Origin of the sequence: Pseudomonas sp. S3E17 (assembly GCF_024168685.1) — a bacterium.
Taxonomy (GTDB): domain Bacteria; phylum Pseudomonadota; class Gammaproteobacteria; order Pseudomonadales; family Pseudomonadaceae; genus Aquipseudomonas; species Aquipseudomonas marginalis.
On sequence record NZ_JALJWE010000001.1, the window covers coordinates 477,195 to 492,022 of the forward strand.

Annotated in this window: 14 protein-coding genes; 8 read left to right on the top strand and 6 right to left on the bottom strand. The window is 63.6% G+C overall.

Annotation, left to right across the window (positions count from 1 at the left end):
- The first annotated feature begins 76 nt into the window (after positions 1–76).
- A complete protein-coding gene (locus J3D60_RS01990; protein WP_253489234.1) occupies positions 77–1,201 on the top strand; it encodes an alkene reductase in 1,125 nt (374 codons plus the stop codon).
- 259 nt (positions 1,202–1,460) lie between these two features.
- Here J3D60_RS01990 and J3D60_RS01995 read toward each other — a convergent pair whose 3' ends face one another.
- Both J3D60_RS01995 and J3D60_RS02000 read right to left on the bottom strand, forming a co-directional pair.
- Positions 1,461–2,459 (bottom strand): NAD(P)H-quinone oxidoreductase, encoded by a 999-nt coding sequence (locus J3D60_RS01995; protein WP_253489236.1) that lies wholly within the window; start codon positions 2,457–2,459, stop codon positions 1,461–1,463.
- On the bottom strand, positions 2,456–3,688 hold the full coding sequence (locus J3D60_RS02000; RefSeq protein ID WP_253489239.1) for a YbfB/YjiJ family MFS transporter: 1,233 nt from the start codon (positions 3,686–3,688) through the stop codon (positions 2,456–2,458). The genes J3D60_RS01995 and J3D60_RS02000 overlap by 4 nt, the downstream gene beginning before the upstream one ends.
- 112 nt (positions 3,689–3,800) lie before the next feature.
- Here J3D60_RS02000 and J3D60_RS02005 point away from each other — a divergent pair, with 112 nt between their 5' ends.
- Both J3D60_RS02005 and J3D60_RS02010 read left to right on the top strand, forming a co-directional pair.
- The gene (locus J3D60_RS02005) at positions 3,801–4,676 is read left to right on the top strand and encodes a LysR family transcriptional regulator (protein WP_253489243.1); all 876 of its coding nucleotides are present in this window, start codon (positions 3,801–3,803) and stop codon (positions 4,674–4,676) included.
- A gap of 79 nt (positions 4,677–4,755) precedes the next feature.
- On the top strand, positions 4,756–5,142 hold the full coding sequence (locus J3D60_RS02010; RefSeq protein ID WP_065939846.1) for a DoxX family protein: 387 nt from the start codon (positions 4,756–4,758) through the stop codon (positions 5,140–5,142).
- A 144-nt stretch (positions 5,143–5,286) separates the two neighbouring features.
- On the opposite strand, the gene J3D60_RS02015 is transcribed toward J3D60_RS02010, so the two are convergent.
- From J3D60_RS02015 to J3D60_RS02025, 3 genes are all read right to left on the bottom strand, one after another.
- Positions 5,287–6,105 (bottom strand): alpha/beta fold hydrolase, encoded by an 819-nt coding sequence (locus tag J3D60_RS02015; protein WP_253489246.1) that lies wholly within the window; start codon positions 6,103–6,105, stop codon positions 5,287–5,289.
- Positions 6,106–6,194: 89 nt separating this feature from the next.
- On the bottom strand, positions 6,195–7,586 hold the full coding sequence (locus J3D60_RS02020) for an alginate export family protein (protein WP_253489248.1): 1,392 nt from the start codon (positions 7,584–7,586) through the stop codon (positions 6,195–6,197).
- Positions 7,583–8,479, bottom strand: a complete 897-nt coding sequence (locus J3D60_RS02025; RefSeq protein ID WP_253489252.1) for a glyoxalase — start codon at positions 8,477–8,479, stop codon at positions 7,583–7,585. Before J3D60_RS02025 ends, J3D60_RS02020 begins: the two co-directional genes overlap by 4 nt.
- A gap of 147 nt (positions 8,480–8,626) precedes the next feature.
- On the opposite strand from J3D60_RS02025, the gene J3D60_RS02030 reads away from it, so the two are divergent.
- Complete coding sequence (locus J3D60_RS02030; protein WP_253489255.1) at positions 8,627–9,694, top strand: NAD(P)-dependent alcohol dehydrogenase; 1,068 nt, start codon at positions 8,627–8,629, stop codon at positions 9,692–9,694.
- Between the two features lie 346 nt (positions 9,695–10,040).
- On the opposite strand, the gene J3D60_RS02035 is transcribed toward J3D60_RS02030, so the two are convergent.
- Positions 10,041–10,340 carry a hypothetical protein gene (locus tag J3D60_RS02035; RefSeq protein ID WP_027607557.1) on the bottom strand — a complete coding sequence of 100 codons (300 nt, stop codon included), beginning with the start codon at positions 10,338–10,340 and terminating at the stop codon, positions 10,041–10,043.
- A 216-nt stretch (positions 10,341–10,556) separates the two neighbouring features.
- Here J3D60_RS02035 and J3D60_RS02040 point away from each other — a divergent pair, with 216 nt between their 5' ends.
- From J3D60_RS02040 to J3D60_RS02055, 4 genes are all read left to right on the top strand, one after another.
- Positions 10,557–11,201: a secretin and TonB N-terminal domain-containing protein gene (locus J3D60_RS02040; protein WP_065939841.1), complete on the top strand. Its 645-nt coding sequence runs from the start codon at positions 10,557–10,559 to the stop codon at positions 11,199–11,201.
- Positions 11,198–11,743, top strand: a complete 546-nt coding sequence (locus tag J3D60_RS02045) for an RNA polymerase sigma factor (protein WP_027607555.1) — start codon at positions 11,198–11,200, stop codon at positions 11,741–11,743. Before J3D60_RS02040 ends, J3D60_RS02045 begins: the two co-directional genes overlap by 4 nt.
- 37 nt (positions 11,744–11,780) lie before the next feature.
- Positions 11,781–12,707, top strand: a complete 927-nt coding sequence (locus J3D60_RS02050) for a FecR family protein (protein WP_253489258.1) — start codon at positions 11,781–11,783, stop codon at positions 12,705–12,707.
- A 456-nt stretch (positions 12,708–13,163) separates the two neighbouring features.
- The gene (locus J3D60_RS02055; protein WP_253493938.1) at positions 13,164–14,825 is read left to right on the top strand and encodes a ShlB/FhaC/HecB family hemolysin secretion/activation protein; all 1,662 of its coding nucleotides are present in this window, start codon (positions 13,164–13,166) and stop codon (positions 14,823–14,825) included.
- Positions 14,826–14,828: the final 3 nt, after the last annotated feature.

Sequence of the window (14,828 nt, forward strand, 5' to 3'; positions counted from 1 at the left end):
TAATTAACCCTTTCATTCATTGGCGACTTGCAACAGTCGCCAATGCATTTGCTCGTCCCGAATTTGGATTACCCCAATGACTAACAGCGTTTTAAGTACCCCGGTCAAACTGGGTCATCACACCTTGAACAACCGTGTTGTGCTGCCACCGTTGACGCGCCAGCGCAGCGCGCAGCCCGGCGACATCGCCACCGACCTGATGGCCGAGTATTACCGCCAGCGCGCTACGGCCGGTTTCATGGTCAGCGAAGGCACGCAGATCGAACCCCGTGGCCAGGGTTACGCCTGGACGCCGGGCATCTACACCCCGGCGCAGATCGACGGCTGGCGCAAGGTCACCGACGCGGTGCATGCCGAAGGCGGGGTGATCTTTGCCCAGCTGTGGCATGTGGGCCGTGTGTCCCATAACGCCTTGCAGCCTGACGGCGCCGCACCGGTGGCACCGTCGGCTATTCAGGCCCAGCAAGCCAAGGCCTTTATCGAAACCGCGCCTGGCGCGGGTGAATTGAAGCAACCGCCGGTGCCTCGCGCCTTGAGCGTGCTCGAGATTGAAGAACTGGTCGGGCACTACGCCCAGGCCGCACGCAATGCCCTGGACGCCGGGTTCGACGGCGTGGAAATTCACTCGGCCAACGGTTACCTGGTCAACCAGTTTATCTCGGCCCATGCCAACCAGCGCGACGATGAGTACGGTGGTTCGCTGCACAATCGCCTGCGTTTTTTGCGCGAGATCGTCGAAGCCGTCAGCAAGGTGGTCGGGCCGGAGCGCCTGGGCGTGCGATTCTCGCCGTTGTTCAGCGGCACCGACCAGGACCGTGTGTACATCGGCCTGGTGGAAGAAGACCCGCACCACACCTACATCGAAGCGATCAAGGTGCTGGAACAGTCGGGCATCGCCTACGTGTCCATCGCCGAAGCCGACTGGGACAACGCCCCCGTGCTGCCCGACAGCTTCCGTGAAGCCGTGCGCAGCACCTTCAGCGGTCGCATTATCTACGCCGGTCGCTACACCGCTGAACGCGGCGCGAAACTGGTGGACGCCGGTCTGGCGGATTTGATTGCGTTCGGACGGCCGTTCATTGCCAACCCGGACCTGCCGCAACGGCTATTCAAGGGCTGGCCGTTGAACCCGCTGCGGGAAGAGGGGATGTATGGTGGCGGTGAGGTGGGCTACATCGACTACCCCACCTATTCCGAGTAAGAACCCGGTCAATGTGGGAGGGGGCCTGCCCTGATGCCAGCCATTTAAGAAGGAACACTGTAACTGTGGTGAGCGGGCTTTTTGTGGTGAGCGGGCTTGCCCCGCGCTGGGCTGCGCAGCAGTCCCAAACACAGCCCCGGAGCTGCCTGACACACTGCAGCGCTCTTATTGGGGCTGCTGCGCAGCCCAGCGCGGGGCAAGCCCGCTCACTACAGGTTGCTGCTTGCGCCTCACACATTTGCTTTGTGTTGCCTGCTGGTTACTCCACCCGCAACACAATCTTGCCGATATGGTCCCCACCTTCCATCCGCGCATGGGCCTGGGCGGCGTCGGTGTATGCGTAGACCTTGTCGATGATCGGCAGGCAACGCCCGGCTTCCAGTACCGGCCAGATGTACTCGCGCAACTGTTCGGCAATCGCGGCTTTTTCATCCTTGCTGCGCGCACGCAACAGTGAGCCGGTAATCACCGCGCGCTTGCCGAGGATGCTCAGCAGGTCGACGTCGTTGGCCTTGGCGCCGCCGAGGAAACCCAGCATCACCAGGTGGCCGTCCATGGCCAGGGCCTTGAGGTTGTTGTTCAAATACGAGCCGCCCATGATGTCGAGGATCACATCCACACCCTGGCCGTTGGTCTGTTGCACGATGACCTCGGCAAAATCCTGCTCGCGATAATTGATCGGCTCGCCGCCCAGCTGGGCGATGGCCGCGCACTTGTCGGCGCTGCCGGCGGTGGCGAAGGCCTGGATGCCGAATTCGCGGCACAGCATCAGCGCGGTCGTACCGATGCCGCTGGTGCCGCCGTGGATCAGCACGCGCTGGCCGGTGTGGGCATCGCCGAGGCCGAACAGGTTGGCCCACACGGTGAAGAAGGTTTCCGGCACGGCGGCGGCTTGAATCCAGTCCATGCCTTCAGGAATCGGCAGCGCCTGGCTGGCGGGCACCGTGCAGAACTGCGCATAGCCGCCGCCATTGGTCAGGGCGCAGACCTTATCGCCCACGGCGAATTCGCTCACGCCGTCGCCCAACGCAGCCACTTCGCCTGCCACTTCCAGGCCAGGCAGCGGGTTCATGCCGGGTTTCATCGGGTACTTGCCGGCGCGTTGCAGGGCGTCGGGGCGATTCACACCGGCCGCATGCACGCGAATCAGGATCTCGCCGGGGCCCGCCACCGGTACCTCTGCCCGGCGTGGTTGCAGCACCTCGGGGCCACCGGGGGTGGTGATTTCGATCAGGGTCATTTCTTTGGGAAGCGTCATTTCAGATTACCTGCAGCGATGAGCGTATGGGGTGGGACCGCGTCGGACGGCCGGCGGTTCAGCAGGCGCATGCCCGGTTCCAGGGCCAGGGCGACCACTATCGCCCCGGCGGCGATCAGGAACAACAGCGCATGCTGGCCTCCGCTGACGTTGAACAGGGCGGAATAGGCAAACCCCGAGAGCGCCTGGAAAGTCGCAAAGGACACCGTGGCACGGCTCCACGCGACCTGCTGCTGATGATGGTCGGGAATCAGTTCGTGCACCCGCGCCAGCGCCAACGGCACGATGCCCGGCGGGAAAGAACCGAGGATCACCGCGAGCACCGCCAGGCCAGTCAACGAGCCGGCAAACGGCAACGCACCGACGGCAATTGCCTGCACCACCAGCACCACACGGATGCTCAAGCGCGCCCCCAGTTTATCTGCCAGGAACCCGTAGGTGACCGGCCCCACAATCGACCCCAGGCCGTACATCACCCAGATCATCGCGCCGATATGCGCCCCGGCCCCCAGGCCACGGGCCACGTAATCCACCAGGAACACCATCGCCGGTACCAGCCCGGCGGCCATGAAGGCGTATTGGGCGAACAGCAGGTACACGCCGGAAGGCGTTGCTACGGCCGAGTCGGATGGCGGCGCGTCTTCATGCAGCGTGCCCGCAGGCCAGGCGAACCAGCTGGCGGCGGTCAGCACCAGGGCCAACAGGCCGAGGCCGAACCAGGTCTGCTGCAAACCCAGGCTCAGCAGCGGCGGCACAAGGGTGCCGGAGCCGGCGATGCCCAGGCCGATGCCGAGGAAGATCGCCCCACTGGCCAGACCCCGGCGTGCGGCCGGTACATGGGGCAACACGGTCGCTGCTACCAGCACCATGATTGCGCCACCGGCAATCCCCGACAGCAGCCGCCAAGCGAAGAACCACACCACCGACAGCGGGAAGCCACAGGCGAAGAACGCCAGGGTCACCGCCACCATCATGAGGCGCAGCGCGGTTCTGTTCGAGGTGCGCTGGGCGATGGGCCGCCCGATCAGCGCGCCGATCAGGTAACCCACCAGGTTGGCGGCACCGAGGTACACCACGTCATTGGCGCTGAACCAGTGGGCCTGGATCAGCGACGGAATCAATGGCGTATAGGCAAAACGTGCCAGGCCGATGCTGACCAGGCTGGCGCACAGGCCGGCAAAGATCGGCAGCCACACGGAGTGGCGGGGTGGGGCATGAGTGTCGAGCATGATGGCGGTCCTGGGTATTTTTCTCTGGTGCCCAGCTTATCCAGGTTTTTGGATGCAATAATGCAGCGAATAAGCGTCGCTGTGATGCATATATGCAGCATAAGGAGGCCGCATGAATTGGGATGATGCACGGGTGTTCCTGGCGGTTTGCCGCGAGTCGACGCTGCGCGGGGCCGCACGGGTATTGGGGGTCGACCAGGCCACAGTCGGGCGGCGGGTCAACGCCCTGGAAAAGTCCCTGGGTGCCACGCTGTTCCTGCGCACCTCCGAAGGCTACGCCCTGACCGCCGTCGGCGAGGCCGCCCTGCACTCGGTGGAAAAAATGGAACGCTCGGCGCTCGATCTGGAGCGCCAGATCCAGGGCCTGGATGACCGCCTGACCGGCACCGTACGGGTCAGCACCACCGACTCCCTGGCCATCGACTTCCTGATCCCGGCGATTGCGCGCCTGCACATCCAGCACCCGGATGTGCGCGTGCAGCTCGACGCTTCTACCCAGTTCCTGAGCCTGGCCAAACGCGAGACCGACATCGCCGTGCGCAACACCCGCCCGGACAGCCCCGACCTGATCGCCCGGCGTCTCGCACGCTGGCCGGTGGGGTTGTTTGCGTCCCAGGCCTATATCGATCGTCAGGGTACGCCGGAGCCGGGCAGCCTGTTTGAAGGGCATGATCTTGTGGTCTATCAACCGTACCTGCAAACCCAGAAGGACATGACCCTGGTCTCGGAACCCCTGGGCCGTGGGCGCATCGTCGCCGCCCTGAGTTCCAGCCTGTTGGTGCGCCGCTCCATCGCCGCCGGGATCGGCATCGGCGAAATCCCGATCCTCACCGGCGAGCGCGACGGGCTGGTGCGCCTGTGGCCGGAGCGCACGCGGCCGTTGCCCTACGACGTCTGGCTGGTGACCCACGCCGACCTGCGCCACACCGCACGGGTGCGGGCGGTGATCGATGAAATCGTCGCTGGATTTGCCGGAACGGGGGATTAGTCAGCACAGGCTTGCAAGCGTGCGTACCGCGCCGTGGACACAATCGACGTCGATAACGTGTCAACCCACCGGAGCGCATATGAACGAATCAAGACACCAGGACCTGGGGCTGTTGTTTCTGCGAGGCAGCGGGGCGCTGTTCCTGCTTTGGGTGCATGGCCTGCCCAAGTTGCTCAATTACAGCGAGCAGTTGAAGCAGATCGAAGACCCGTTTCACCTCGGTGCCCATGTCACCTTGCTGCTGGCGATTTTCGCCGAAGTGCTGTGCCCGCTGCTGATCATCGCCGGGGTGCTGGTGCGCCTGGCGTGCCTGCCGATTCTGGCGGTGCTGTTGATTGCGATGGTGGTGGTGCATCCGGAGTGGACGCTGCTGGAAGGGCAATTCGGCTGGCTGCTGTTGATCATTTTCACCAGCATCCTGATTGCCGGACCAGGGCGCCTGGCACTGGAAAAAAAGGCCGGGTAAACCAACCCCCTGTAGGAGCGAGCTTGCTCGCGAAGAACTCTAGAGCGACGCGTGAAATCTGATTTACTGCGTCATCGTTGACGATCTTCGCGAGCAAGCTCGCTCCTACAGGGGAGTGGCGTGCCGGCCAAAGGAGCGGGTGTTTCAGCGATTCAGGAACGCCAGCAGGTCTTCGTTCAGGGCCTGAGCGTGGGTCACGGCGAAACCGTGGGGCGCATCCTTGTACACCTTCAGCTCGGCGCCCTTGATCATCTCGGCTGCCACCTTGCCGGTGGTCTCGAACGGCACGATCTGGTCACCGTCACCGTGGATCACCAGGGTCGGCACGTCGATCCTGGCCATGTCCGGGCGGAAGTCGGTTTCCGAGAACGCCGTGACGCAATCGACCGTGGACTTGAGGGAGGCGAGCAGGGCGACTTGCAGGGTCTGGGTCTGCACGCCAGCGGAGACCTTCTGGCCTTTGTTGATGCCATAGAACGGCGTGTTGAAATCGCTGAGGAATTGCGCGCGATCCTTCAGCAGCTCGGCCTTGAAGCCTGCGAATACGTCGAGTGGCACGCCCTGCGGATAATCCGCCTGCTGGCCGAAGATCGGCGTCACTGCGCCCAGCAGCACCAGGCCGGCCACGCGTGCGCTGCCGTGGCGTGCGATGTAGCGGGCGACGTCGCCGCCGCCCATGGAGAAGCCCACCAGGGTCACGTCCTTGAGGTCCAGGTGTTCGATCAACTGCGCGATGTCGTCGGCGAAGGTGTCGTAGTCGTTGCCCGTCCACGGCTGATCCGAGCGGCCAAAGCCTCGGCGGTCGAACGCGATGGTGCGAAAGCCACGACTGCTGAGGTATTCCATTTGGTATTCCCACATGTCGGCATCCAGCGGCCAGCCGTGGCTGAACAGCACGGGCTTACCGCTGCCCCAATCCTTGAAGTAGATCTGGGTACCGTCTTTGGCAACGAATGTGCTCATGGAAAACTCCTTGATTGAGGGACTGAAAAACCAGCCTCACTATTGCCCGAAACCGGGCCGGGGGCTTGTACGGGTGTGCTTGCCTGGGGTCACCAACTGAACTTGAGCTCGACCCCCAGGTAATTGCTGTCATCGCCGCCGGCATCGCGCAAGGTGCGGCCGACCGCGTAGTGCACCGCTTCAACCGCGCCGGTGAGGTTCGGCGTAAACACATAGTCGGTACGCAGCTGACCATAGGCACCGGTCCAGCGTTCACCCTGACCTGCGGTGCCGGCGACCGGTAGGTTCGGCTGGGTGTACACCGCGTCGCTGGTGGTCTGGCGCCACAGCAGGCCGACGGCGGTCTGCACGCTGAGCTTGTCGATGGGCTTGACGGTGATCGACGGTTTGACGTGGATCAGGTTGCTGTAGCCCGTATAGCCGGCCAGGGAAAAATAGTAGCCGTTGGGGAACAGCGGGTTGAACGTGCCGACGGTGCCGTCACCGGTCTTGCGGTCGCCCGAGGCGATGTCCAGTTGCAGGCCGATGCGCGGTTTCCACGCCAGGCTCTCGAAGGTGTACCCCGTGCGGCTGCCGCCGGCCCAGGCGCGAATATCCTTGCTGCCCACCGAGCCGCTTTGCAGCATGGCTTCGATGTCCCAGTCGAACCCCAGGGCCGCACCGCCCAGGCGTGCGTCGAACAGGTGGCGGGTTTCATCGCCGTCCGCATCCAGATAGTGCGCGGCACTGCGTTCGTACACGCCGTAGTAGGCCGACAGCTCATTCTTGCCGCCCACCAGCCGCTCGACCCGCAGCATGTGGAAGCGCGCGTCACGGGTGGATGTGTCATCGAAGTGCCGCTCGTCCTGATACTGCACCGGCTGGCTGGCAATCCCGATAAAGCGCCAGTTGGACGTTTCCCAATCGGCCCACAGCGCATCGAAGGATTGCCGCACATTCGGGCCATCCCGCGATGAAATGAAACGCTGCAAGTCGAAGGCGAAGTCCTGGCGCCCGACACGCGCCTTGAGGGTGCCGCTACCGAAGACATTGACGTATTCGGCGAAGGCCAGGCGCAGATCGACGCGGTTCTGATCGGCGCCGCCGACCGTGGTCTTGTCGTAGGCGCGTACGTCTTCGAGTTGGGTGAAGAGCCGCCAGTGTTCGTTCAAGTGCAGGTCGGCGTGCACCTGGAAGCGCTGGATCAGGTAGCGATCTCGCTTCACGTCCTTCACCCCAAAACCACTGGCATCGTTCATCTCGAAGCGCTCACGCAACGTCGCCCCCAATGACAAATAGGTGAACGGGTTGGCGTTGGACAGCGGGATGTACTTCAAGCTGTCCAGCGGCTGCATGCGTAACTCCGGATCACGCAGCACCGACCAGTCCTCCTGCCAGCGGTTGGCCTTGATGGCCGGTCGTGCCGGTTGCTCGTCGGCGTGGGCGCTGCCGACCAGCAGCGGCCACAGCACGGCCAGGCCCCAGCCTGTGCGGCGAATCATTTTGCGGCGTGGAGCTGGTGAATTTCCGCGACGTAGCCGCCGGGGAATTCCACCACGGCGCTGCGACGACCCTTGCTGTCAAAGGCCGGCACCAAGACCTTGACGCCCGAGCCGGTGGCCTTGCCCAACGTTGCCGTCAGGTCAGGCATTTGATAACCGGTGGTCTCGTGGCCGAAGGGATAGGGCAGTTGGCCGTTGGTGACCAGCACCGCCATGCGCCCGAATGGCGACTCGATATCGACGCGACGGTAAGTGCCAGTGGTTTGACCCACATCGACGCCAGGCGCGTGTTTGTCATCGGCCAGGACCTTGCCGTGGGAGAAGCCCAGGAACGATTTGATAAAGGCGTCAGCGCGATCGGTGGACAGGTACACGCGGTTTTCCGGCACGGTCTGGAATGCCGCGTAGTCCGGGGTCTTGGTGTGCCAGTAGAGCTGCATGTTCACGCCACCCGGCCATTGCACCACGGCGTCACGCCCGATCGGGTCCGGGAAGTCGCTGACGATAACGGCGGCGCCGTTTTCTCGCGCGGCTTTGAGCGCCGCGTCCATGTCCTTGACCAGGTAGCCGTTGCGTTCCTGGCCGAAGGGGTGCGGGATGGGCGTGGTGAAACCGAACAGCGACACCGTGCCCGCCGGCGTCTGCAGCAGTTGCGAGGTGGTACTGCTCGGCACCGGCAGCACGTTCACCACCACCTGGGGCGTGCTCTTGCCGCCAAAGGTGGCGAGGAAACTCTGGGCGAAACGGTCCACATCCGCCGGGGCCACATACACGTGGCTGGTGTCGTATTGCGGCGCCACGGCCACGCTTGGGGTTGCCGCAAAGGCATTGCCCATCATTGCGCTCGCCAGCAGCGTCAGTGCCACAGATACCTTGATTGCTTTGCTGCCCATGCCCACTCTCCAGCACTTCTACGGGATTGAAAGCCGTGAGGTTAGGGGCAGCGACGCGATGGAAATTGTACAGGCGTGCTCGGTTGAACGGTTCAGCGTCTATGCTGGTCCACTGACCTCTACCGTCAGATCACACAGGTGAACGAAATGGCCAAGACCTACAGCTACGCCGCCCAGAACGCCACGGATGCCCTCAAGCCCTTTACCTTCGAGCGCCGGGCGCCGGGGGCGGACGACGTACAGATCGACATCCTCTACTGCGGCGTGTGCCACTCCGATTTGCACACCGCGCGCAACGAGTGGAACAACACCCTGTACCCGTCGGTACCCGGCCACGAAATCGTCGGCCGCGTGACGGCGGTGGGGGGCAATGTGAAGAAATTCAAGGTCGGCGACCTCGCCGGTGTCGGCTGCATGGTCGACAGCTGCCAGCACTGCGCCTCTTGCGCCGAGGGCGAGGAGCAATACTGCGAGAGCGGTTTTACCGGCACCTACAACGGCCCGGTATTCGGCGGTGAAAATACCTTTGGCGGCTACTCGGACAGCATCGTGGTCAAGGAGAAGTTCGTGCTGCGCATCTCCCACGACGATTCCAACCTGGCCGCCGTCGCGCCGCTGTTGTGTGCGGGCATCACCACCTACTCGCCGCTGCATCACTGGAAGGTCGGGCCCGGCAAGAAGGTCGGTGTGGTGGGCCTGGGCGGCCTGGGGCACATGGCGGTGAAGATCGCCCACGCCATGGGCGCCCATGTCACGCTGTTCACCACCTCGCCCAACAAGCGCGAAGACGGCCTGCGCCTGGGCGCCGACCAGGTGGTGGTATCGAAGAACCCGGACGAAATGGCCAAGGTCGCCAACAGCCTGGACTTCATCCTCAACACCGTCGCCGCGCCGCATAACCTCGACGCGTTCCTCAACCTGCTCAAGCGCGACGGCACCATGACCCTGGTCGGCGCCCCGGACAGCCCGCACCCGTCGCCAACCGTTTTCAACCTGATCTTCAAGCGCCGCAGCCTGGCCGGCTCGCTGATCGGCGGGATCCAGGAGACCCAGGACATGCTCGACTTCTGCGCCAGGCACGGGATTGTCTCGGACGTGGAGATGATCGACATCCAGGGCATCAACGAGGCGTATGAGCGCATGCTCAAGGGCGATGTGAAGTACCGGTTCGTGATCGATATGGACAGCTTGAAAAAGGAACGCCACGCGGCTTGAAAACTGCTCCGGGAAACACTGGGGGCAATGTGGGAGGGGGCTTGCCCTGATGCCCGTCAGTTAAGGAGGAACACTGTAACTGTGGTGGTGGTGGTGGTGGTGAGCGGGCTTGTCGAATCGTCGCACCGCCCGCGCTGGGCTGCGAAGCAGCCCCAAAACCAGCCTCTACAGAGTGTCTGATACACCGCGTTCTTCTTTCCTGGGGCTGCTTCGCAGCCCAGCGCGGGGCAAGCCCGCTCACCACAACAGCTCTATCTGCCGGGGGGACAGCGTTTAGACAAAGTTGTGTAGATACCTATGCCCCTCCCACATGGGTGCTGTGTTGCTCAAACGGTCATCGAACACCTCAAGGCCGCTGCGGCTTCACCGAGGTGCCGAAGGTATTGCCCATGCGCACGCTGGTCGCCGCCGGGGTGGCCAGGCCGACCTTGTTCGGCTGGCGTTTTTCCACGGCAATGCCTTGCGCCTCGCGGTTTTTCTTCGCGGCTTTGGCCGCATTCGTGTCGTTGCCCATCTGCTGGCTCAAGCAGCCATAGTCGGGCGCCTTGTAGCCATCCACCGAGACTTCGGCGCAGTTGCCGGCATGGGCGTGCAAGGGCAGGGCCGTGCACAGCAACAGGCTGGCGAGGAGCGGTAAGCGTTTCATCAAGGCCTCCTGGCGGGCCCGAGGGGGTGGGCCGGTCGGTGTGCAAGTCTAGTGCAGCGGGCCTCTCGTCACCGTGATGTTTTTTTTGCTATCACCGTAACATCAGGTTCATAAATTGGCCTCAGGATGACGGTTTTCTAGGGCGCGTCGGCCGTGCAGCGATGCAGAGCAGGGGGTGAACAGGGGGGCTGGAGGCGCGCCGTATGCGCCCTGGTCTTGCTGTTGCTGCTGGCCGGTGGTCGCGTCGCGCAGGCGGAGTCACCGCTGCTGCTGTTGAACCTGCCGGCGCAGGACCTGGAACATGCACTGCAAGCGTACAGCCGCGCCACCGGAATGGCAGTGCTGGTCGACCGCGAACTGACGCGGGGCCGGCGTTCCATCAGTGTGCGCGGACGTTTTACGGCGCAGGAGGCTCTGGCGATGTTGCTGACGGGGAGTGGCCTGATGGCGCGTTATGCACGCGATGATGCGTTCACCTTGCAGTTGCCCGCGGTCAGCCAGCCGCCTGCCGCCCGTGGTGCGGCGGCACGCAACGCCGCACGGATCAACAACAGCTACGCCACGGCCTTGCAGCAGGCCATCGAGACCAGCCTGTGCCGCTCGCCGCTGACCCGGCCCGGCAGCTTCCGCGCGCTGGTACAGGTGTGGGTCAACCCCCAAGGGCTGATCGAGCACAGTCGGTTGGTCAGCTCCACCGGCGACGAACAACGCGATGAAGCACTGGTACGCAACCTGGGCACCACGCGGGTCGAACGACCGGCGCCGAGCTCGCTGCGCCAACCGGTGACTTTACTTTTGATGCCCGACACCACAGGAATGCGCATGGAATGCACAGCAGCAAACGGAGCCTGGGGCGGATGAAAAATACCGGGCACAGTACGATGGTCGGCTTGTTCCTGGCCTCCTACGACGACTTCAAGGTGCGTTTGCGCAAGCGCCTGGGCTCGGAGGACCTGGCCAACGATGTGCTGCACGAAACCTACCTGCGGGTCGACCGCATGGAAGTGCCGCCCAACCTGGCGCAACCCAATGCCTACCTGTACCGCATGGCCTTGAACATCGCCGCCGACCGCCGCCAGGCCGACGCGCGCCTGCTCACCGGCAGCGAGGTGGAAGAACTGCTGCAAAGCGCCGACGAAGCCCAGGACCCGTCACGGGTGGTGGGCGGCCAGAAAGAAATCCAGTCCCTGGTCAAGGCGCTCTACGAACTGCCGGCCCGCCGCCGCAAGATCCTTATCGCCGCCCGCCTGGAAGAAGCCCCGCACCTGGAAATCTCCCAGCGTTTCGGCATTTCCACGCGCATGGTCGAGAAGGAAATCAAGGCCGCCCTGGGCCACTGCGCCAAGCGCCTGGAAAGAAAAGTGATCCAGCGGTTCGGTCCCGGGGCCGGAAAACCGTCTTAGAGTCGAGTCCCTGATAAAACCGTGAGTATTTGCGCGCTTGAACATTTTTAACCTCAGTGCCACTCGGCAATCCGCCGCCAGCCCCCTGCACGACGAAGCCCGCGACTGGCTGGTCCTGCTGACCTCGGGCCGCGCCACCGTGGCCGATGCCAAGGCGCTCAAGGCCTGGTGTGCGCAAAGCCCCGAGCATGCCCAGGCGTTCGAGCAGGCCAAGGCGATGTGGCAGCAACTGGCGCCGGCGCTTGAGCAAGTCTCGCAGCCGCGCAGCTTTGGGCGCCGGGCGTTCCTGGGCGGCGCGATTGCCGCATCGGCCGCCATGCTCATGGTGCAGGTCGGCTCCCCCGGTGGTTTTGCCGGCCTCACGGCGGACTATCGCACCGAAGTCGGCGAACAGCGCCAAGTGCTGTTAAGCGACGGCGTCAGCCTCGAACTCAACACCCAGACGCGCGTCAGCCGCGTGGGCCAGGGGCTTGAATTGCTCGAAGGCGAAGTCGAGGTGATCGCCCATTCCGCACAACCGCTCAAGGTGCTGGCGGGCGAAGGCTGGGTGAGCGCGGCGCAGGCACGTTTCAACCTGCGCAACACCGACCGCACGGTGTGCGTGACCTGTATCGAGGGCTGGCTGTCGGTGGCCGTGGCCGGGCGCAGCGTGCGCCTGGAAAGCGGCCGGCAACTGAGCTACGACGCGGCCGGCCTGGGCGAACCGGTGGTGGTGGACACCCAGGCGGTCGTGGCCTGGCGCGAACAGGTGCTGGTCTTCAACAACGCCACCCTGGCCACGGTGGTGGACGAAATCAACCGCTACCGCCCGGGGATGCTGGTGCTGCTCAACAAGCAACTCGGCCAACGGCGCGTCCAGGCGCGGTTCAGCCTGCAGCAGTTGGCAGGGGTGGCGTTGTTGATTCGGGATGCGTATGGGGCCAAGTGTACGGAGTTGCCGGGTGGGGTGGTGTTGTTGAGTTGAGGCCTGCCGCTCGTCGGGTAACTCCGATTTTTACGCGGTAAAAGAGCCGCGATCATGCGTTGTTCTACGCCTGTCGCTTTCAGGTATGCCCGTGTGCTCATGGGCTGAGCGACCGGTCTTTCTCCTCTGACAGACCTCCTTACTCATCTTCTCTGAATTTTCTCTTTCGTTTGTAGGGGAAGGGATTTTTAATGTATGAAAAAACCAGGAAACACGCTTTTCACGTCTCACTGCCTATCCGATTTCTTCCTTCGACTTACATTGTTCGGAAGCCTCTGACAGTCCTCAAACGGCTGTGTGACAGGCAGGGCGACGCCGTCAAAAACGCCGAACTTTTTGTAACTTTTCCTCTTTTCCTTAAGCGTTTCAGCCTCGGCAGCATGGGTGCTCTTTCCATTTGAGTACCTGTGTGAGGGTGAAGGGATGCCAGCTGTTTTCCGACCTGCGCTGCTGGGGATGGCGCTGCTTTCAGGTCCGCTTTTTGCCGCGTCCACCGTGTCGCCCGGCGACCGTGAACTGGCCCGTGAGCGTCAGCAAAAAGTGTTGGAGGAACAGCGTCGCCGCCTTGAAGAGTTGCAACACCTGCCGGGCCAGATCACTGCACCAACCGCCCCCGCGCCGCTGGACGACGGCCAGTGCATCACCCTCACGCGCATCAATGTCGAAGGCGCTGCGTTGCTGTCGGCGGCCCAGCGGCAGGCGCTGCTGGAACCCTGGCAGGGGCGGTGCATGGGGGTGCCTCAACTCAACGCAGTGCTCAAAAGCCTCACTGATCATTACCTGCATCGCGGCTACGTCACCACCCGCGCCTACCTGCCGCAGCAGGACCTGAAAAATGGCGAGCTGACCATCATTGTGGTGGAAGGGCGCCTTGAAGGACTCGACAGCTCATCGCTGGCCAGCCCGCTGGAGTCCGCCATGACCTTCCCCGGCACCGTGGGTGAGGTGCTCGACCTGCGTGAGCTGGAGCAATGGGTGGATCAACTGTCGCGCTTGCCCTCGCGCCAGCCGCAGCTTGAGGTCCTGCCGGGGCAGGCGGTGGGCGGCAGTCGCGTGACGCTTAAAGGCGAGCGCCTCAAACCCTGGCGCGTCTCGGCCAACCGTAACAACCATGGCGATACCAGCACCGGTCGCCAGCAGGCCGGTATCGGCCTGGATTGGGACAGCCCCCTGGGCCTGGCGGATCAGTTGAACCTGCGGGCCAACCGCGACACCGTCAGCGACCGCTGGCGCCATTCCCACAGCCAGAGCCTGTTCTACAGCCTGCCGTATGGTTGGTGGACCTTCAATTTCAGCCACGGCCAAAGCTACTACCGCACGCGTAACGACCTCTCCGGGTTTGCCTTTGCGCTGTCAGGTGAAACCTCCAGCCAGCAGTTGCGCGCCGAACGCGTGCTGCACCGCGATAACCTGGGCAAGACGGCATTTAACCTGGGCCTGAGCCACCTGCGCACCCGCAACTACTTGGAAGACGCGTTGCTGCGCACCTCCAGCCATCGCATCACTGAGCGTCAACTGGGCTTCAACCATGGCCGCCGAATCGGCAATGCCTTTCTCAATCTCGATGCCGGTTGGCAACAGGGCATCGGGGCCCTGGACGCCCAGCGCGATCTCTCCAGGCAGCGCGGCGCGCCTACTTCGCGCTATCAAAAATACACCCTGACCCTCAGCTATTTGCAGTCCTTTCGCTGGCTGGGCCAGTACTGGAGTGTCGACAGCCTTGCTACCGGCCAACACGCCGAAGACGAACTCTATGGACCACAACGCCTGAGCGTCGGCGGCCTTGGTGCTGTGCGCGGGTTTCAGCAACAGAACCTGTCGGGCAACAGCGGCGGCTACTGGCGCAGCCAGGTGCGCTGGCGCCAACCGGTTGCCTGGGATGCGCTGCGCCCCTGGGTGCACGAAGTGGGCGTGGGCTTTGGCTACGACGTCGGTGTGATCAGCCGCGGCCCGCATAACCCTGAGGTGGCCGGGCGCCTTACCGGCCATGCCTGGGAGTTCAGCGCACGCGGCACTCACCTTGCGGCGTCGCTGGTGCTCGCCCGTTCCCTGGAGCGCCCGGCCGTCGTTGAGCGCCGCGAACACCCGATCTACGCCCGAATCGAGCTGTTTTTCTAATAA